The 19145-nt window shown below is 33.1% G+C and carries 18 protein-coding genes and 2 pseudogenes; 12 read left to right on the top strand and 8 right to left on the bottom strand.

Annotated elements, in window-relative coordinates; genetic code table 11:
- Nucleotides 1–363 precede the first annotated feature (363 nt).
- From cbpA to QQS39_RS06620, 3 genes are all read left to right on the top strand, one after another.
- Entirely contained in the window at nt 364–1305 is a 942-nt protein-coding gene (gene cbpA, locus QQS39_RS06610) for a curved DNA-binding protein (RefSeq protein WP_151434747.1), read from the top strand.
- Nucleotides 1305–1610 carry a chaperone modulator CbpM gene (cbpM, locus tag QQS39_RS06615; RefSeq protein ID WP_151434748.1) on the top strand — a complete coding sequence of 102 codons (306 nt, stop codon included), beginning with the start codon at nt 1305–1307 and terminating at the stop codon, nt 1608–1610. Before cbpA ends, cbpM begins: the two co-directional genes overlap by 1 nt.
- A 432-nt stretch (nt 1611–2042) precedes the next feature.
- The gene (locus tag QQS39_RS06620) at nt 2043–3539 is read left to right on the top strand and encodes a C69 family dipeptidase (RefSeq protein ID WP_285805594.1); all 1497 of its coding nucleotides are present in this window, start codon (nt 2043–2045) and stop codon (nt 3537–3539) included.
- A 79-nt stretch (nt 3540–3618) separates the two neighbouring features.
- Here the strand turns inward: QQS39_RS06620 and QQS39_RS06625 are convergent, their stop codons facing one another.
- Nucleotides 3619–4515, bottom strand: coding sequence for an AraC family transcriptional regulator (locus tag QQS39_RS06625; protein WP_151434750.1), 897 nt, complete (start codon nt 4513–4515; stop codon nt 3619–3621).
- A 380-nt stretch (nt 4516–4895) separates the two neighbouring features.
- Between QQS39_RS06625 and QQS39_RS06630 the strand changes: the two genes are divergently transcribed.
- The 4 genes from QQS39_RS06630 (at nt 4896) to lpxL (ending at nt 8458) form a co-directional block, all read left to right on the top strand.
- Nucleotides 4896–5228 carry an MliC family protein gene (locus tag QQS39_RS06630; RefSeq protein ID WP_285805595.1) on the top strand — a complete coding sequence of 111 codons (333 nt, stop codon included), beginning with the start codon at nt 4896–4898 and terminating at the stop codon, nt 5226–5228.
- Between the two features lie 371 nt (nt 5229–5599).
- Complete coding sequence (locus QQS39_RS06635; protein ID WP_285805596.1) at nt 5600–6457, top strand: alpha/beta fold hydrolase; 858 nt, start codon at nt 5600–5602, stop codon at nt 6455–6457.
- A gap of 395 nt (nt 6458–6852) precedes the next feature.
- Nucleotides 6853–7065, top strand: coding sequence for a transcription antiterminator/RNA stability regulator CspE (gene cspE / locus QQS39_RS06640; protein ID WP_006537332.1), 213 nt, complete (start codon nt 6853–6855; stop codon nt 7063–7065).
- Nucleotides 7066–7528: 463 nt separating this feature from the next.
- A complete protein-coding gene (gene lpxL, locus QQS39_RS06645) occupies nt 7529–8458 on the top strand; it encodes an LpxL/LpxP family Kdo(2)-lipid IV(A) lauroyl/palmitoleoyl acyltransferase (protein WP_285805597.1) in 930 nt (309 codons plus the stop codon).
- Between the two features lie 421 nt (nt 8459–8879).
- Here lpxL and QQS39_RS06650 read toward each other — a convergent pair whose 3' ends face one another.
- The 3 genes from QQS39_RS06650 to QQS39_RS06660 form a co-directional block, all read right to left on the bottom strand.
- On the bottom strand, nt 8880–9191 hold the full coding sequence (locus QQS39_RS06650) for a hypothetical protein (protein WP_285805598.1): 312 nt from the start codon (nt 9189–9191) through the stop codon (nt 8880–8882).
- Between the two features lie 1152 nt (nt 9192–10343).
- Entirely contained in the window at nt 10344–11765 is a 1422-nt protein-coding gene (locus QQS39_RS06655) for an SMI1/KNR4 family protein (RefSeq protein WP_285805599.1), read from the bottom strand.
- Nucleotides 11766–12152: 387 nt separating this feature from the next.
- Entirely contained in the window at nt 12153–12314 is a 162-nt protein-coding gene (locus QQS39_RS06660; protein WP_196570153.1) for a hypothetical protein, read from the bottom strand.
- 220 nt (nt 12315–12534) lie between these two features.
- Between QQS39_RS06660 and QQS39_RS06665 the strand changes: the two genes are divergently transcribed.
- Nucleotides 12535–13470, top strand: coding sequence for a 5'-nucleotidase (locus tag QQS39_RS06665; protein WP_151434756.1), 936 nt, complete (start codon nt 12535–12537; stop codon nt 13468–13470).
- A 218-nt stretch (nt 13471–13688) separates the two neighbouring features.
- The gene (locus tag QQS39_RS06670; protein ID WP_151434757.1) at nt 13689–13868 is read left to right on the top strand and encodes a hypothetical protein; all 180 of its coding nucleotides are present in this window, start codon (nt 13689–13691) and stop codon (nt 13866–13868) included.
- A gap of 140 nt (nt 13869–14008) precedes the next feature.
- Here the strand turns inward: QQS39_RS06670 and QQS39_RS06675 are convergent, their stop codons facing one another.
- The 3 genes and pseudogenes from QQS39_RS06675 to QQS39_RS06685 form a co-directional block, all read right to left on the bottom strand.
- Nucleotides 14009–14524 carry a DUF1543 domain-containing protein gene (locus QQS39_RS06675; RefSeq protein WP_196570154.1) on the bottom strand — a complete coding sequence of 172 codons (516 nt, stop codon included), beginning with the start codon at nt 14522–14524 and terminating at the stop codon, nt 14009–14011.
- A 490-nt stretch (nt 14525–15014) separates the two neighbouring features.
- A complete protein-coding gene (locus QQS39_RS06680; RefSeq protein WP_151434759.1) occupies nt 15015–15494 on the bottom strand; it encodes a GNAT family N-acetyltransferase in 480 nt (159 codons plus the stop codon).
- Nucleotides 15495–15841: 347 nt separating this feature from the next.
- Nucleotides 15842–15979 (bottom strand): annotated as a pseudogene (locus QQS39_RS06685) (glutathione peroxidase); the annotation flags it as partial.
- On the opposite strand from QQS39_RS06685, the pseudogene QQS39_RS06690 reads away from it, so the two are divergent.
- From QQS39_RS06690 to QQS39_RS06700, 3 genes and pseudogenes are all read left to right on the top strand, one after another.
- Nucleotides 15969–16182 (top strand): annotated as a pseudogene (locus QQS39_RS06690) (alpha/beta hydrolase); the annotation flags it as partial. The pseudogenes QQS39_RS06685 and QQS39_RS06690 sit on opposite strands and share 11 nt — an antisense overlap.
- Nucleotides 16183–16312: 130 nt before the next feature.
- Nucleotides 16313–17164 (top strand): aldo/keto reductase, encoded by an 852-nt coding sequence (locus tag QQS39_RS06695; protein WP_285805600.1) that lies wholly within the window; start codon nt 16313–16315, stop codon nt 17162–17164.
- A gap of 38 nt (nt 17165–17202) precedes the next feature.
- Complete coding sequence (locus tag QQS39_RS06700) at nt 17203–18192, top strand: aldo/keto reductase (RefSeq protein WP_285805601.1); 990 nt, start codon at nt 17203–17205, stop codon at nt 18190–18192.
- Between the two features lie 51 nt (nt 18193–18243).
- On the opposite strand, the gene QQS39_RS06705 is transcribed toward QQS39_RS06700, so the two are convergent.
- Entirely contained in the window at nt 18244–19140 is an 897-nt protein-coding gene (locus QQS39_RS06705) for a LysR family transcriptional regulator (RefSeq protein WP_285805602.1), read from the bottom strand.
- Between the last annotated feature and the right edge of the window lie 5 nt (nt 19141–19145).

Below are 19145 nucleotides of genomic sequence, written 5' to 3' on the forward strand. Positions count from 1 at the left end.
AGTGAATATATTGATTTTTATACTTTTTATCTTAATTAAAAAGAAAAACCGTAGTTGATAACGTAGTAAATTATTATGCGTCAAATAAAATCTACCTCTTATAATGAGGTATTTCAAATGCAATTTAATGAGAATATACAATAATACTATTCATTTTTTATTTAACACATTGTTTTATATTATTTTATTTTTTTAAATTAATTTTTAATATTTAAAATATTTTTTAGTTTAAACCTATTTTTTTAGGCTGCAAGCACGCTTTTCGTGGGAATTTACTCATCAACATAGTTTCTTTGTTCTATAATTGATCAAGTATTGGGCATTAATATTTAATTCATTGTTTAACATAATTGAGATATCACTATGGAATTAAAGGATTATTACGCCATTATGGGTGTTAAACCCACTGATGATACTAAAACGATTAAAACAGCTTATCGCCGTTTAGCGAAAAAATATCATCCAGATGTCAGTAAAGAGCCAAATGCAGAAGAGCGTTTTAAAGAAATTGCTCAGGCATGGGAAATATTAGGCGATGAACAACGTCGAGCCGAATATGATGAACTTTGGGCCCATCGTAACGATCCTAAATTTAGGCAATTTACACAACAACATTCAAATAAGAGTCAAGAAAACTTTAGCCAAGAAGATTTTGATGATTTTTATGCTTCATTTTTCGGTCAACACTCCCCATTTGAAGGGCGTCGAACTCAACAGCCTCATAAACAGCGTGGGCATGATTTAGAAATAGAATTAGCTGTTTTTCTGGAAGAATCACAGGAAGAGCATAAACGCACAATAAGTTACCACTTACCTGTTTATAATGTCTTCGGTATTTTGGAAAAAGAAATTCCTAAAACACTGAATGTTAAAATTCCCGCAGGTGTTATTGATGGACAACGTATACGCTTAAAAGGGCAAGGTACTTCAGGTGAAAATGGAGGAGAAAATGGTGATTTATGGTTAACGATTCGTATTGCTCCTCATCCTTTATTTGATGTTAAAGATCATGATTTAGAAATCGTTGTTCCAGTAGCTCCTTGGGAAGCTGCATTAGGTGCAAAAATTCCTATACCCACAATAAAAGAAAAAATCTTGTTAACTATCCCGGCGGGAAGTCAGGCAGGACAAAAACTACGTATTAAGGGAAAAGGGTTAGTTAGCAAAAAGGTCAGCGGTGATTTATATGCAATTTTAAAAATTGTAATGCCACCTAAACCCGATGAAAAGACACGCGAATTATGGCAACAAATTGCAGATAGCCAGACCGATTATAATCCACGTAAAGACTGGGAGAATAAATAATGGGTCAATTAACAACAACCGTATTTACTGTTACTGAGTTTTGTTATCACACAGGAATATCAAATGATGAGCTAAAAGAGTTTGTAGCTCTTGGTGTGATCGAGCCGTTAGAAATTGAAACTCAGGAATGGTTTTTTGATGATAACGCTATTGTGGTGATACATCGTGCATTAAAACTTCATAAAGAACTCGCATTAGATTGGCATGGTATCGCCATAGCATTGACTTTATTAGATGAAAATGAACAGTTAAAACAAGAAAATAAGCAATTACGCCAGCAGTTAATGCGTTTTATAAAAGAATAAAGATTAATAAAATAGCCACTAAAACAGTAAACAATTCTAGTGGCTATTTTTATGCCTGAATTTTATTACTATTAATATCTTTTATTAACATAGAACATTATTATATTTAATTAGTTGTTATTTAATTTAATATTTAAGTCTGTTTTTATAATTAAATTTCATTTGGATTACATCTCTAGATTTTATCAATAATAAAAATGGTATTTATATTTTAAATGCATCTTTCTATAAAGCTTATTGATATTAATATGATGCGAATAATTAATGTTTTTATTTCGAAATATAATAATCATTGAGATGTAAATCACGGAAACTCATACTTTTTCATTGTTAATATTTCGCATCAAATTATCTATCTGGTTTTTTATTTTGATTCTAAAAAGATACTTAATTGATCTATAAATTATAAATAACAAGCAAATGGGGAGTTTTATGTCTTTATTTAAAAAGGGCATTATTGCCTTATCCGTTAATATTGCATTAGTTTCTTCAGCTTTAGCCTGTACAACGTTGTTAGCGGGAAGTGAAGCAACAAATGATGGTTCATTGATTATTGCTCGTAGCGCAGACAGCGATGCATTAAAAGCCCAACATTTCGTTATTCATCCTGCTAAAACGAATCAAACGGGGATTTATAGTACCAAAGAACATAACGGTGCTAATAATTTTACGTATCCATTACCTAAGAATTCATTGCGCTATACCACTGTACCGAATTGGAAAACACAACTTCATGGTGCAACAGGATTTAATGAACTAGGGGTGGGTGTCAGTGGTACTGAATCTATTTTTGCTTCACCTAAAGCACTCTCTTTTGATCCCTATGTTGAAGAGACCGGGATAACGGAAGATGATATTCCAGATGTCCTGCTTTCAAGAGCAAAAACAGCTCGTGAAGCCGTGGAATTATTAGGTAGTATTATTGAAAAACAAGGTGCTGGTGAAGGATTTGGTGTTGCCGTTGTTGATAAAAATGAGCTTTGGTACTTAGAAACTGGAACTGGGCATCATTGGATCGCACAAAAATTACCTAAAGATAAATACTTTGCGACAGGAAACCAAGGTCGATTACAACACTATGATATTAACAGTAATGATGTTTTAGGCTCGAAAAATCTAGTGGAATTTGCTGTTGAGAAAGGGCTTTATAATCCTGAAAAAGAAGGCGCGTTTAATTTTTCAAAAGCTTATACACGAGATGACGAACGAGATCGTACTTATAACGATCCGCGAGTATGGGTTATTCAGCAACAATTTAATCCATCATTAAAGCAAGCTGTGGGCGATGGTCGTAACTTTGCGCCTTTATTAACGCCAGAGAAAAAAGTATCTGTTGAAGAGGCGAAAGCGATGTTACGTAATCACTTTGAAGGAACAGAGCACGACCCATATACCAATGGATTAAATGGTGAAGAGCCATGGCGTCCAATTAGTGTATTTAGAACTTATGAAGCACATGTTATGCAAGTCCGCCCAGAACTTCCTCAAGAAATAGGCGAAGTGACTTATGTAGGATTAGGTATGGCGGATTTAACTGCATTTGTTCCGTATTACAGTGGATTAAAAGCTTATCCGCAACATTATGGAATAGGAACCAATCAAGCAGACAGTGATTCTATTTACTGGAAATATCGTAAGTTACAAACATTGGTAATGACAGATTATCCAAAACTTGCACCAATAGTGAAAAAAGCTTATCAAGAGTGGGAAGCAAAAACTGCATTAGAGCAAAAAGAAATGGAAGCTAAATATCTCACTATGGTGAAAACAGATAAAGCCGGTGCAGATAAAATGCTTAATGAATTTAATCTACGAGTTATGGCTGATGCTGAAAAATTAACTGAAAACTTAATGAACGAATTGTTTACAATAAGAACAAAAGATATCCAAGACGATATTTTCTTTGCTAATAAGTCTAAGAAAGATTGATAGAAGAGAATTATTTTAGATATCTCTTTAAATAGAAAGATCCCAATTTAATTGGGATCTTTTTTGTAGATGAAACTGATTAAAGAACAGGAATATAGTAGCTAATTTTTTGTAAGTATTGTTCACTTTGCTCAAGTAATTTATCGTAACTCACCGATCCTTTTAATGTATATTGTTCAATATCAGGGCCAGATCTACGTAATAAATTCATTTTTGGTAATACTTTAGTATATACCGTGTAAATAATATCATCGTAACCTGTTAATGAACCTAAAATTTCATCCATATTAAAAGTAATTGCTAAATAATTACCACTAGGTAATTCTAATTGTGACATTGAAGATAGATTAGATATTGTTGATAATTTTTCTTTATCAACCGCGGTACTATAAATGTACATTGTATCTTCTAATGTACTTGCAGAGGCTCGATGCATTGCATATAGCTCTGTGGGTATTGTATGCATATCCTTCAAAAATTTACGCCAAAATTCTTTTCTAAATTTTTTCTTATCTGAATTCCACGTTGAAACAGGTTTGTTGTATTGGTGAGACATACCCGCTAATTTTAGGGAAGGAAAGGTAACGACTTCATATTTAGCGCTAAGTTCAACTGTTTCTAGTGCGGGAAAAATCAGTTCACTAATATCCCAACCTGGCTTTTTTCTGTATTCGGAAGGCGTAATATTAAATTGTTTTTTAAATGCGCGACAAAATGTTTGTTGAGAGTCAAACCGATATTTCAAGGAAATATCAAGCAGGCTACAACGCGTTATACGTAAAGCGTAAGCACCGCAAGATAAACGGCGGGCGAGTATGTATTTTCCTAAAGATATTCCTGTATATGCTTTAAATAAGCGCTGAAAATGCCATTTTGTATAACCTGATTTTTCAGCAACAATATCTAGTGATAAGCGTGAATCAAGATTTTGCTCAATCCAAACAATAATATCTTTAACAACATTCTCTTGAAGCATGAATATTCCTATTTTTTTTCTTTATCGATATTTTTCAATAAGATCGACTTAAATTATTGAACTACAATAAATTTATAGGTACTAGGATAATAGCATATCGTATAGTGATAATTACACTGAATAAAGTAAAATAGACAGATAATAATGTAAAGTTATGTATTGAAATTTGGTTTAATTAAACTTGATTTTAATTAAGAAATTGCATTTTAACTCACTCATCAATGATTGATAATTTTTTATTAAAATTAATCTTAAATTAAAATGTTCATATAAACTTTTAGTTTTAATAAAATGCGGAGATATCCTATTTCATCTTTAAAAGATGAAGTCTAGTCTAATTTTATTAGTAAAACTTTACTTGGTTATTTTAGGATGTGTAAATGAATAAATTACTTTCTATTTTTGCTATTGCATTAGTTTCTTCATTAATAACAGCTCCTGCTTTGGCTGCTAAAACGGATACTTATAACTGTGAAGGTCAAAAAATTAGAGTTTCTTTCCCTACTGAACAGTTAGCGGTTATGTATTACAACGATGAAATTATTGTTCTAAAAGAAGCTATTGCGGCTAGTGGCGCTCGTTATGTTGGTGAGAATTTCCAAATTTGGGGCAAAGGACAAAATGAATTTAATTTAGCAACAATTTCAGAAGATGATGCAGTTAATGGGCGTGTTGCTGAAGATGAAGGACGTACTTGTAAATTAGTAAAATAACGTAGAAACCAGTTATAAATGAAAAAGAGGGCAATTTTATTGCTCTCTTTTTTTATAAGAAAAAGAAAACAATAAATATAATAAAAATTTAAAATAAAAATGATCAGTGATGACTCTTACCTATTACAGCTAACTCGATTATACTAATAGGGCGTAGTATGAAATCTACGCATTTTTAGTTTTTAAAAACAAAGAATAAGTTTCGGTTTATCCATTTATCGGCAACGAAACAAAATTTATTGCGAGTTTATATGAAATCTTACCCTTAGCGAGTCTCAACATTAATTTTTAAAAGCAAAACTTAAAAATAGACATTGCTATGCAAATTGGCAGGTAGTGTGTTATCAAAAATTAATAAAAGACAAAATCTAATGAAAATTAAAAACTCAAGAAAATATAATGTATCATTACCAGATAATAGAATTTTAACGTGGTATGAATCAGGTCCAGAGCAAGGTAAGCCAGTATTATTTTGCACCGGTGCAGGTATGAGTGGTTTATTAGGAGTAGACGCTGACCTTTTAAATAAGCTTAATATTCGGTTGATTACACCCACTCGCCCAGGATTAGGCGATTCGACTTTTGATCCTCAAAAGTCGTTAAAATCTTTTTCTAAAGATATTTTATTTTTATTAGACCATCTTCATATTAAAAGTATTAATGTAATAGGATTTTCGCAAGGTGCTGTTTTTGCTATGGCGCTTTGTGTTTATTGTCATGTTGATAAATTACTTATTGTCGCAGGACAAGATCAATTTGACTATCCGGATACACAAAATAATCTAACAGATGATGTTGTTAATATGCAACGTCAGGCTGTTGGATCACCAGATTCGTTAACCAGTTGGATTAAGCAAAATATAACAGCCAAATGGTTAATGGATTTTATTCTAAATTACAGTGCCGAAGTTGATTTGGCTATTTATAAATCAATTGATTTTCTCCCAGTTTATCAAGAATGTATGGCAGAAGCCTTTAAACAAGGCAATGATGGATATACTCAAGATTTATTGATTGCTATGCAACCTTGGGGATTTTCACCTGAAGAAATAAAGACACCAACAACCTTATGGTATGGAATGAAAGATACCAGTACCGTTCATTCTCCAGATTTTGGGAATTTATTATTTCAACGTTTTCCTAATGCTGAGCGGCATTTATGGCCAGAAGAAGGAGGTTCACTTCTATGGACGAAAACAGAAGAAATTTTATTAGAACTCGCTGATTAAGGTGATGTAGTACATTAATGATAGAGTAGATACTGATTATCTTAAAAAATAACAGTATCTACTTTTTTATTCATGTTCTTAAATTAAAATAATGAGATAGGTGAAATAGATAATTGTTTTTATCTTATAATTATCTTCTAATTTTGCCGGTGAAAAGTTTTTTTAAAATAAAGATGAAAATAATTTGCTATAAAACGAATTATATGACTTAATAGCGCCACTGGTTTGGAAGTACAGACCTATTTATGTTAGTGCAGTTTTAAGTAGTTCACCGTTTAGCGTTATCCCTGATACCTCTTCGTTGCGAATTCCTTCAAATAGTGACCATAAGTAAAAATCCGAAATCAAACCGCAAACAATGCCTTATGGCAAAATAATTAATTAAAGGAAATCTTATGTCTAATACAATGACTGGTACAGTAAAATGGTTTAACGATGATAAAGGTTTTGGCTTTATCACTCCTAAAGACGGTAGCAAAGACGTATTCGTACACTTTTCAGCGATCCAAAGCGATAGCTTCAAATCTCTGAAAGAAGGCCAAGAAGTTTCATTTTCTATCGAAAATGGCGCTAAAGGTCCAGCAGCAGCGAACGTAATCGCTCTGTAATCTATTGAGCTGTTATTACTGTATGTATTGCTTAATGCAATATTGATACAAGTAAGATCTAAAAAACCTCACTTCGGTGAGGTTTTTTTTATATCAATTTTTAGTGTTATTTAAATTTAGAGTGTACTTAGTAAAGCGTATAAAAATAGTATTATTAAAGTTATGTAAGTATTTAATATAAATTATTTAAAACTCCAAAAAGTTATTTACTTTAATGCCTACTGATTTTTACAGAACAATAAATTAATGGATAAATTAATTATTATAATGGCAAAATAAAGGCATTAAGATATTGTCTTCTCAATCAAAAGAAACAAAAAAAATTTATTAGAATAAAAGATATCAGATAAATCATAAAAATAATTTAAGATAAAATTAAATTAACATTTAAAGACTTATCTTAAACAATTGCTGTTTAATTCAATGCGGCTTAAATGCTTTTTGGTTCCTAAAGGACAAACTTGTGTACGCTAAAAATGTTTTTTCATTGCATCTATTACATCCAAAATATTTCTTAACTTGGTTTGGTGTTTTTATTCTTTTTTTATTAGTACAACTTCCTTATTCTTGGTTACTTTTTTTAGGTAAACATCTTGGGCTGTTATCTCGTTTCTTTGTCAAAAGAAGAGTCTCGATCATAAAGAAAAATTTAGAATTATGTTTCCCTAATAAAGATAAAAATGAAATTAACAAGCTTGTGATGGATAATTTATCGTCATTAGGTGTCGCATTATTTGAAACAGGCATGGCGTGGTTTTGGAGTGATCGCCGATTAAAAAGCCTCTTTGAAGTCCAGGGGATCGCCAATTTTACTGATGCAAATGATAAAAATGCTGGGATCCTATTAATTGGTATACATTCTATGTCTCTAGAGCTGGGTGGACGTATCATGGGGCTTTGTTTCCCTGTGAACGCTATGTATAGACCACATAATAATAAAGCGATGGAGTTTATCCAAACTAAAGCAAGATGCCGTTCAGATAAGGGCATGATAGATAGACGTAACTTGAAGTTTATGGTTATGGAGTTAAAAAAAGGGAAAGCAATTTGGTTTGCTCCTGACCAAGACTTTGGTTTAAAAGGTACAACATTTTCTCCATTCTTTTCTGTTGAAAAAACATCAACTTCAAAAGGGGTTGCTATTTTAGCAAAATTATCAGGAGCACCATCTTTAACTGTTACTTTGGTCAGAAATGAAAATCTGAAAGGCAAAAAATACAGTTTAATCATAGGTAAAGAGCTGATTAATTATCCTTCTGAAGATATTCAAAATGACACAGATAGAATGAATAAGTTGATTGAAACAGAAATTATGAGAGCGCCAGATCAATATTTATGGGCTCACCGTCGTTTTAAAACTCGACCAGCAGGTGAAGCCAGCTTTTATAATTAATTATTAATATATATAAAAAAAGACCAACACATGATGTGTTGGTCACAGTAAATACTGGAAGCAATGTGAGCAATGTCGTTGTGAAAAACCAAGTAAAACACTCAACTATTCACGAGGTAAAAGATAATCATTATCACTTAACTTGTCAACCCTAATGTTTGTATGGATTTTATCGATAAAGACAGGGCATACAAAGCAAAGATAAGACGATTAAAATTATATAAATAAGTTAAAATAGAGTTAGCAAATATAGAAATAAACTATATCTACTTAATATGTTATAGTCATAATAAAAATATTATTTATATAGTAATGAATTCTAATTTCTTTAAAATATATACTCGTTATTTAATAATAAATACTATTTCTACTTGATAGAGATTGATGTTTATTAAAAATATATGATTTTAATTTTTCTATATTAGTTATATTCGATATCCATAATCCCTACATTTTCTTTGATCCAATTTATGCTCATTGTACCTTTATTTTCACCCAATTGAGCGTCAAAAACTTTATTGGGTTCAATGTTATGCAAAGTTTCCTCCATTTCAGTTCCATTCCAACAATTTGTTTTAAAAGTATTTCCTACTGAGTTGGTCATACAATTTCCCTCTATAATTGAACCTGTAAATGTAATTGTTCCTGAACCGATTACTTTATTATTATTTGCCATAGCTGGAGCTGATAATAAAAGTGCTAAAAAACTTCCGATAATAAAATTATTTTTCATTTTATATTCCTTAAATATTCTTTCTTTGGTTAATTTTTTATTTGTTTTTCTGTATACAATGAATAAGTATTTTTTCGTACCAAGTTGGTGGAAGGAATATTAGAGGAAAAAAATATATCAATCTGTAAAAAATCTTGATAGTTAATGACAGGTAGATAAAGATTTATGAATGAATTTATGATTTTTTCAGTACTGAATTATTAACACGAGTTAATTATAATTTATATAAATATCTGAAATTTAAAAATTAAATTTATTTTTGATTATTTTTGTTAATAAGTTAACTTTTTTTGATATTAGTTAAATTACTTAATTTTTTCATGATACATTTTGTCGTTAAAATAGAAAACTTATAAAATGAGTAATTTCAGAGTTCAAAAAAAGTTGTCAAAATATTACAAAGAAATAGTTATTAAGAATAAAAACTCATTTTTTTAGATAGTTTTTATATTGATAAGATAACGTTTGATATTGAAAAGGAACTCCTAATGTTCCTGTAATTAATTGAGTGATGTGTTGATTACTTTTATTTCCCAGTTTATGAAGGTATGTACATTTTGCTCTGTCACTAATTTTAGCTTTATTGCCATATTCCTTTTCGTCCATTACAAAAGACATAATTGGCATAATATGTTTACGCTATGGGGGAAAAATAGGAAAGTAGGTTTAGTTTGAAAATAGTGAGAGTTTAGCGATTGAATATTTTGAGAGGGTAATTTAGATAAAAAAATCCCCGCGCAAGGCGGGGGAAAATTAAATATCTATCAGTGATGAAATACTGAAAAAAAATAATAAGGGAAAAAAAGATATCAATCTGTAACAAACTTTAAAAAGAAATAATAAGAATAAGTGCAGAATTAGAGTGGTTTTCTGAGGTAATAAATGTTTTTTGGGTTTTATTGTATTTAACTGCGTGATTTTATTGGTTTTTATTTTAATTTAACTATGAGGTTAAATGGTATAAATGAAAATCATCTTGGTTTAGCTATAAAGTTTGCATACATTTAGTTGAAATTCTTGATAATTTATTTCATTGGTTAGTATAACAATATGCTTATTTATAATGAGATTTGAATTAAAAATAGACAATAACAAGATCTACTTATTGTCTATTTAAAATAAATAAGAGAAAAATGCCTATTTATCTGTCAGTTACCATTTTGTTACATCAACTTCATTGTTCTGATATACCTTCGCAATATAAGAAGAGATATTGTTGCGTATATAAGGATTTTTTTCTTTGGGATACATTTTCCAAGCTTGTTGTAAATAAGGTAACAACTCACTATCGATATAATTTGAGCTAGATAATGCCTGAATTGCACCTAAGCTGATCTCTTCATTTTCAGAGATTGCGAGTTCATAAAATGCTGATGTTTTTTCTTTTAAATTAATATCATGAGAAGCTGCATAAATTGCACTTCTTATTATTTCTACATTTGGGTGAGTAAAGAATGGTTGAAAATCTTCAACTAAAACGGCTTTTAATTCGGCCAAAGAGTAACCGATAAAACGTAATGTATCTTCGCTGTTCGTTACTTTAAGAATTGGGAAAAGGCTATCTTTGAAAAGAGAGCATTGATCTCTATATTTAGAGTAAATAATAGGAATAACAATGTCTGTTTTTTCATCAAATGGAGCAACTAAAGCTTGCTGAATATAAGGTAATGCTTGTTCTTTAAAATAAGTGGCTAAAACATTTAATGAAGCTTTATATAACTCAATATTTTCAGTTTGTAGCTGTTGTTCTAAAAAACATAAACTGCTATTGGATAATTTAGGCAACTTAGTTAGTGAGTTGATAGCATTAATTTTTTTCGTAATATCTTCATTATTTTGGGCAAAATGAAGTAATGTTTCTTCATTGCCTCCCATTCGATGACCAAACCAACTTGTGTCATAGCCTAAAATCACTTCATCTAACCAACGTTCGTACCATTGTGTAAATGAAGTTTCATAGGAAAATGTGTAAGGAGTATCTGAATTAACCCAATCAGAGGTATATAAAATATGACCTTTATATTTACCATTGACCACTAATAAAAGATCGTATTCGCATCCACAAGTGCCTAAATAAAGCGTACCTTGATGAACTCTATCGCAAATAATATCAAAGTCTTCATCACTACAGTCTTCAGGTACATGACACAGTGCTTTCCATTCATCGATATCCATTTTAGGTTTAAGTAAGCAGGGTAATGCACAATTTTGTGCGCCATTTCTATCTATTGCGTCATCAAAAGCATATAAGCCATAGTAAGGACCCGCACCGCCATAAGAGCCTGTACCGCCATTGCCAATTTGAGTTATAAAGGCGATATAATCTTCGGGGAATTCACATCCTGCCTTTACTTGTAGCTGATTAACTTTCTCTATTGAGAGTGGAGAATTTAGTTGATATTTATGATTGTCCGCACCAAATTCCTTATATTCATGATCAACACTAGATACGAGTACTAATTTTTCACGAATACGCTCTATAGGATTATCTGCATATTTTTTATTAAGTTGTTCCCATTGCTGCTCTGGTGTTAGCTCTTTATTTTTTCCAATGATAGTGGAAATAAAACCCATAATTTAAAATCCCTATTGATGATATGGTTTAATTATAATGTGGTTATTTCATGATCCTTTTTAGATGTGATAACCAAATACAATATTACTACCTTGCGTTAAATTCACTATAAACTATTTTAGCTTTAACAAGATAATAGTATTTCGAAGGAGAGTATGTCCTCCATTTAGGGTTAAGCAGATTGCGGGATAATACAGATAAAAAAAAGACCAACGCTAGGAGAGTTGGTCAATAAATACTAGAAGCAATGTGAGCAATGTCGTTGTGAAAAACCAAGTAAAATACTCAACTATTCACGAGTTAAAAGATAATCATTATCATTTAATCTGTCAACCCTAAGAAAATTGCGGTTATTATTTATTCACACTAAAAGCCAATAAATTATTTTACTTTATAGAAACCAAAGTTGGGATTTTATTATTAATAACAACAAGATCACTATTTTCTGATTTAGTGTTTATTGTATTTTTAACAGCACTCATTTTTTTCATTTTATTGACTAAATCTTTAAAATGCTGAGAGCGTAAATGTATCGTTTTCTTAACCATGAGTTTTCTCCTTATGAATTGTAGTCATAACAATAATAAGGATATTCCTTAAATGCAAATGATAATCAATATCATTAATGGGTATGATTTAATGATAAAGTGCTTATGCTCAGGTAAATACTACGATTTTATCTGCTTTTTTGTATAAGTTTTCTTATCTTCACTCTCTTAAAAGAGTGATATTATGAATAATAAAAGGAACTAACAGAGAATTTTGGCGATGGCGTATGATTTAACGAAGAGATTAGTCATAGGGCTTTCTTCTAGTGCGTTATTTGATTTAGAAGAATCAGATAATATTTTTCGCACACAAGGAGAGGAAGCTTATCGAAAATATCAACATAAAATGCAGGATGTACCTTTGAATAAAGGTGTTGCATTTCCTTTTATTAGCCGACTTTTGAAGCTAAATAATATTAGACCTGACGATCCACTCGTTGAAGTTATTTTGTTATCTAGAAATGATCCCGACACTGGATTAAGAGTGATGAATTCTATTGAACATTATAAGCTCGGGATCACCCGAGCTGTATTCCTTCAAGGAAAATCACCTCATATTTATATTCCAGCATTTGATATTGAGTTATTTTTATCTGCTGATCATGACGATGTTTTACAAGCAATTAATGCAAATTATCCAGCAGGGCAGATATTAGAAGGTCATGTTAATGATGATGATGCTGATGAATTAAGAATTGCGTTCGACTTTGATGGTGTGATTGCTGATGATGAAGCTGAAGTTATTTATAAAACTTCAGGTGAATTGTCTCAATTTCATAATCATGAAGCCAAAATGGTTAATGTTCCTCATAATCCTGGACCATTAAAAAAGTTTTTACTGCGTATTTCTGATATTCAAAAATTGGAATTAGAAAAAGTAAAACAAGATCCTACATATATTCCATTACTTAAGATCTCTATTGTTACTGCACGTAATGCGCCATCTCATAAACGTGTTATTAACACGATGAGAGCATGGGGAATTTCTGTTAATGAAGCCTTTTTTATGGGGGGAGTAGAGAAGGCCAATGTTCTGAGAATTCTAAAACCTCATATATTCTTTGATGATCAAAGACTGCATTTAAAATCATCATCTGAATTACCTTCTGTGCATATTCCTTTTGGAATAGCGAATAGAAAAATAGATAATGAATAATAAGTTTTTAATTATTGAGTGTCTGATATATAGCATACACTCAATTTTTATTTTGTCTAATTATGTTTTTTCTTTAATTTAAATAATAGTACGACTAGAAACTGGATCTATTTTATAAAAGTAGTATGGTATTAAATAACGACTAAAAATTATAAATAATAAATATTTATAATTAATTTAAAGAGGTCTTAAGTTTAATTTAAAGAAGGAAAATTGAAGTGGATAATAATCATAGATTTTTTTCTGATGAAGTGTGCCCTAAAACTGCATTATATGGTCAATTTTATGGTGATAATCACTATGCTGGCCGAGATTATGAGCGAAAAATATATTATGGAAGTAAATTTCCAAAAACTAAAAAAGGCTTCTATTTTAAGAAGTTGATGAATTTTAAATAACAAAAATTACAAATAAATAGTATGGGATTATTTTAAATGGAAATATCAATGTTGTTTAAATTGATACATATTTAAAAACAGGTTGATGATTGCTTAAATAAAATTTACTACGCTGAAAAATAACAGCGCAGTAAAAATTATTATTGAGTCTTTTCAATACCAATAGGCTGATAACCTTGCCATAAAGGTTTGAAATGTTCACCTGAATTATTTGGCATTAGATGAATGTAAAAATTACCAATTTTGCTTAATAAAATGCAATCATCAACATCTTTTAAATTATCTTTATGTTGCTGCTGACTATTTACTAAAAGTGTTGCAATAGCCTTCTCTTTAGCTTCATTCGCTGATTTAGCAACAAATAAATCAAATTCATGTAATTCAGCTAGACTTGATGGATGGTAGCCTCCCACATTAACAAAATATAAATTATCATTGCTATTGCTAGGTTTATCACTAAGGGTAATATTAAATCCATCAACCCAAGTGATTTCTGCATAACCATCGATATGTATTTTGTCTTTATCTCCAAACCATGCTTCTCTTAACGCAGGCCAAGCATCTGTAGGTTTTTCTGCCACAACAAATTGGATATCGTGAACTTCAATATTTGATTTACCGGCATTACCACCAATGTAGAACATAAATAACTTCATTGCTTCTCCAACTTTTTATTTTGTTATCGTTATGTAATTTATTATATATCGATTTTGGGAGCAAGTTAAAATGAGATGATAGATAGGATAAAAAGTGTGATTGTTGGGGCTTGGGTTTTAATTACCAGTGGTGTGATTCAATAGGGTTTGCAGGTGTGAAAGAAGGAATGTTTGGTATTGAGGCTCTTACTCGTAATCAAGATGAGGTGCTTATAGATATGCCGAAGAACGAGGCAGAAATAATCGGTACTGATGGTGAACCTATTTAAATAACAGGCATTGACCTTCGTTAGTTGAGTTTTAAGTAGATTATTAAATTGAGAAAGATCCATAAAACTGAATAAATATATCCATTCGACCTAAATACGCAATATAAGTCACCTCATTATGATTGCCTGCTTTGAGCGAAGAGCGGGCGTTCATAATCATTCCTGTTCTGGAATGCATGGTTAGCGCGACCGCTAATATATTTTTTAGATAACAACCTGCTTTATACAGGTTTTTGCGTTGCTACTAAGCGGAACCGACGAAAACATATGCTATCAAACATCACTTCACCATCAGGATGAAAACCTAACCGTAAAATAGTTTTAATTTTTACCCTACTCAAGGGAAGTAAAATAGTGATGCTTTCTAGTTTCATTTCACAGAAAGCACGTCTGATAATTTCGTCATAGATGACTTTACCTGCACCCCAATAATCTGGGTGAAGCACTAGGGCAAGATCTGCATCACCGTCTTCATATTGTAATCCCCCCCACCCAGCAAAATGCTCATTAATCATAATTGCCCACGGGCCATAACCATGTTCTTTCCATTGAGCATCTTTTTGTGCCACCCATTCTATACACTTTTGGTAGTTAAAATCGGGGGTTCCCAATGGCATGTGTCGTAATACATCAGGATGGTTATTTAGCGTAATAATATTGCTAACATTGACCTCTGTTAGTCTTTTGAATTCTAAAATCAAATACGGATCCCTTATGAAAAAATACATGAATAAAATAATTCTACTGACATCATCATAACGTTATGGTTCTAATGATATTTTTATAACCTATTCAGCAAAAAATTGGGCGAGTAGACCTTATCACATCTATCAAGATAAGCTATAGGAACACTTCTGATGATATTTCTTCTAAGAAATAAATCATATTCACTACTGCACTCTATTACTCGAGTCTAATACGGATCCCCCATATCCCCCCATATAGGTGATATTTTAAGCGGTCGTTTTTGCCCAATAGTACGATCTTTATCCCACTGTGACTTAGACATAATTAAATCTCCTGTGATGTAGAGATTTAATTATGGTTGTTATCTCAAAAGTGCCACAAGGATTGCCGCTTCTATTTTTTCTGGGGTTGTGTTCGGCGCAAAGCGTTTGATCGGTTCGCCGTCACGTCCGATCAGAAACTTAGTAAAATTCCATTTAATCCTCTTCCCTAGCAATCCTGTCACTATGCCTGCCCAAGATAGCTGGAGGGTACGTCAGAGAATGGCGAGATGTGGTTAATCAACATGGTGGGGATGTGACCGTTATCCATTTGCCTGAGATGGGTATTAAAGGAAATACACATTTTCCTTTTTCGGATCTGAACAATACTCAACTTACTGATTTAATTAGTCAATTCATTGAACAAAAAAACCTACAATAATTCACGCCTATTATGGGCAGGAACTATTATTTATGAATTCTGCTCATAAGCTCTAGAGGATTATAACCTCTAATCTAATCAATAAATCTACGCTATGCTTTATTCCAACGAAAATAAAAAGGAGCGCATTATGCAAACTGTCAAATTAAACAATGGGGTTGAAATGCCATTGTTAGGCTTCGGTGTTTTTCAAATGACAGATGCGGACGAATGTGAACGCGCTGTTATTGACGCACTTGAAACCGGTTATCGTTTAATAGATACCGCTGCATCCTATCAAAATGAAACCCAAGTCGGGAATGCATTAAAACAGAGCCAAATAGCACGAGAAGATTTATTTATTACGACGAAGTTGTGGCTACAGGATGCCAGCTACGAAGGGGCAAAAGCCCAATTTCAACGTTCATTAAGTCGCTTGCAACTCGACTATGTTGATCTTTACCTTATTCACCAACCTTATGGCGATGTTCACGGTGCGTGGCGTGCAATGGAAGAACTTTATCAAGCTGGAAAAATTCGGGCAATTGGCGTCAGCAATTTTCATCCAGACAGATTAGCTGACCTTATAGCATTCAATAAAGTTATTCCTGCGGTCAATCAAGTTGAAGTTAACCCATTCAATCAGCAACTACATGCAGTGCCATGGATGCAGAGTAAGAATATCCAACCAGAGGCTTGGGCGCCTTTTGCTGAAGGCAGAAATGGACTATTTCAGCTTCCTCAACTCACCGCTATTGGTGAAAAATACGGTAAAAGTATTGGGCAAGTTGTTCTGCGCTGGTTATTTCAACGAGGCATTGTGTCACTGGCTAAATCAGTTCGTAAAACTAGAATGGCAGAAAATATAAACATTCTCGATTTCACTCTAACCGATAATGAAATGACACAAATCGCAGCAATGGATACGGCAACAAGTGCATTTTTCTCACACCGCGATCCTGCAATGGTCGAATGGCTCGCTGGCCGCAAGCTAGATGTTTAGTTATGCAAGCACTCTAATTAATGATCAGGACATAAATCATGAAGAAACGTTTTCTCGGTAATTCTAAACTTGAAGTTTCTGCACTTGGATTAGGTTGTATGGGGCTAAGTCACGGTTATGGTCCAGCCACAGATAAACATCAAGCCATTGAATTGCTGCGTACAGCCGTCGAACGTGGGGTCACTTTTTTTGATACCGCAGAAGTCTATGGACCATTCTTGAATGAGGAAGTGGTTGGTGAAGCATTAAAACCCTTTCGAGATAGGGTAATTATTGCAACAAAATTTGGTTTCAACTGCAGTAATGAAAATAAACAGCAGCTTTTAAATAGCCGCCCAGAACATATTCGTGAAGCGGTCGAAGGTTCATTACGTCGGCTCAAAACTGACGTTATTGACCTTTTATATCAACACCGTGTTGACCCAGATGTACCGATTGAAGATGTTGCAGGCACAATAAAAGATTTGATTGCGGAAGGTAAGGTAAAGCACTTTGGCCTCTCTGAAGCCAGCGCTCAAACAATTCGTCGGGCACATGCCATTCAGCCTGTCACCGCACTGCAAAGCGAGTATTCACTTTGGTGGCGTGAACCTGAAGATGAAATATTACCTGTGCTTGAAGAATTAGGCATTGGATTTGTACCCTTTAGCCCGTTAGGAAAAGGTTTTTTAACTGGGGCAATTAATGCGAATACCACATTTAACGATGATGACTTTCGTAGCAAAGTCCCACGTTTCAATACAGAAGCGTTAGAGGCGAATGCACAACTGGTTACTTTGTTAGCTGACCTTGCTAGCCAGAAAGGCGTGACTTCAGCACAAATTGCACTGGCTTGGTTATTGGCACAAAAACCGTGGATTGTTCCTATTCCTGGCACAACTAAACTGCATCGTTTAGAGGAAAATTTAAATGCTGTTGATGTCATACTCACGAATAACGATTTGCAAAAAATTGCCTATGCGTTGGAAACAGTTAAAATTGTTGGAGAACGCTATCCTGCTGCGTTACAAGCACTAATTAATCGATAAACTTATTTTAGGCTGGTAAACATCAATACATTAGTCTCACACTACCAGCCTCTATTTCTCACTGTAACGCAGTGCATCAATCAATAATGCAAACGCGGGAGGGTGCTGTTTTCGACTTGGATAATAAAGATAATAGCCTGAAAAAGCCGGGCTCCAATCGCTTAAAACGTGGATCAGCTTTCCTGATTTGACAGCTTCTTGGATGGTATCCTCGGGGACACAAGCAATACCAAACCCAGACAGCGCCGCATCAATTCGCTCAGATAATAGATTAAAGGTGAGCTGTCCTTCCACTCTAACTCGTAACGATTTCCCTTCTTTCTCAAATTCCCAATGATACAATCCCCCCGCAGTAGGCAGTCGCATATTGATACAACGATGATGCTGTAAATCATGAGGTGTTCGTGGTATGCCTTGAGAATCGAAATAACTCGGTGAACCAACAATTGCTAGTCGCATATCAGGGCCAATCTTAACGGCGACCATGTCCTTATCAACACTTTCCCCTAAACGTATCCCTGCATCAAAACCTTCATCGACAATATTAACAAACCCATTATCAACCACCAATTCGACATTAATCTCAGGGTATGCACGTAGAAACGGTTTGAGTTTGGGCCAAAGAAGACTGCGTGCTGCATGCTCCCCCGTTGAAAGGCGGATATTGCCAGATGCGACACCATTAAGCTGAATAATTGCCTCTAACTCGTGATTAAGGTCAGCCAGTCGAGGTTCAAGACAAGCGATAATCTTTTCCCCCATTTCTGTTGCCGCGACACTGCGTGTGGTGCGTGTTAAAAGCCGTGTATTTAAACGTTCTTCCAATGCTTTTACTGCATGGCTCAAAGCGGATTGAGAAACGCCCAGTTTAGCCGCAGCTTTGGTAAAGCTTTTCTCCCTCGCAACAGCAAAAAAAATTTGTAATTCATTAAAGTTATCTTTGAGCACAATGT

This window comes from Proteus appendicitidis (assembly GCF_030271835.1).
Classification (GTDB): Bacteria; Pseudomonadota; Gammaproteobacteria; order Enterobacterales; family Enterobacteriaceae; genus Proteus; species Proteus appendicitidis.

Coding starts and splice junctions, on each gene's coding strand:
- cbpA (WP_151434747.1), top strand. CDS start 364: ATGGAATTAAAGGATTATTACGCCATTATGGGTGTTAAACCCACTGAT.
- cbpM (WP_151434748.1), top strand. CDS start 1,305: ATGGGTCAATTAACAACAACCGTATTTACTGTTACTGAGTTTTGTTAT.
- QQS39_RS06620 (WP_285805594.1), top strand. CDS start 2,043: ATGTCTTTATTTAAAAAGGGCATTATTGCCTTATCCGTTAATATTGCA.
- QQS39_RS06625 (WP_151434750.1), bottom strand. CDS start 4,515: ATGCTTCAAGAGAATGTTGTTAAAGATATTATTGTTTGGATTGAGCAA.
- QQS39_RS06630 (WP_285805595.1), top strand. CDS start 4,896: ATGAATAAATTACTTTCTATTTTTGCTATTGCATTAGTTTCTTCATTA.
- QQS39_RS06635 (WP_285805596.1), top strand. CDS start 5,600: ATGAAAATTAAAAACTCAAGAAAATATAATGTATCATTACCAGATAAT.
- cspE (WP_006537332.1), top strand. CDS start 6,853: ATGTCTAATACAATGACTGGTACAGTAAAATGGTTTAACGATGATAAA.
- QQS39_RS06650 (WP_285805598.1), bottom strand. CDS start 9,191: ATGAAAAATAATTTTATTATCGGAAGTTTTTTAGCACTTTTATTATCA.
- QQS39_RS06655 (WP_285805599.1), bottom strand. CDS start 11,765: ATGGGTTTTATTTCCACTATCATTGGAAAAAATAAAGAGCTAACACCA.
- QQS39_RS06660 (WP_196570153.1), bottom strand. CDS start 12,314: ATGGTTAAGAAAACGATACATTTACGCTCTCAGCATTTTAAAGATTTA.
- QQS39_RS06665 (WP_151434756.1), top strand. CDS start 12,535: ATGGCGTATGATTTAACGAAGAGATTAGTCATAGGGCTTTCTTCTAGT.
- QQS39_RS06675 (WP_196570154.1), bottom strand. CDS start 14,524: ATGAAGTTATTTATGTTCTACATTGGTGGTAATGCCGGTAAATCAAAT.
- QQS39_RS06695 (WP_285805600.1), top strand. CDS start 16,313: ATGCAAACTGTCAAATTAAACAATGGGGTTGAAATGCCATTGTTAGGC.
- QQS39_RS06700 (WP_285805601.1), top strand. CDS start 17,203: ATGAAGAAACGTTTTCTCGGTAATTCTAAACTTGAAGTTTCTGCACTT.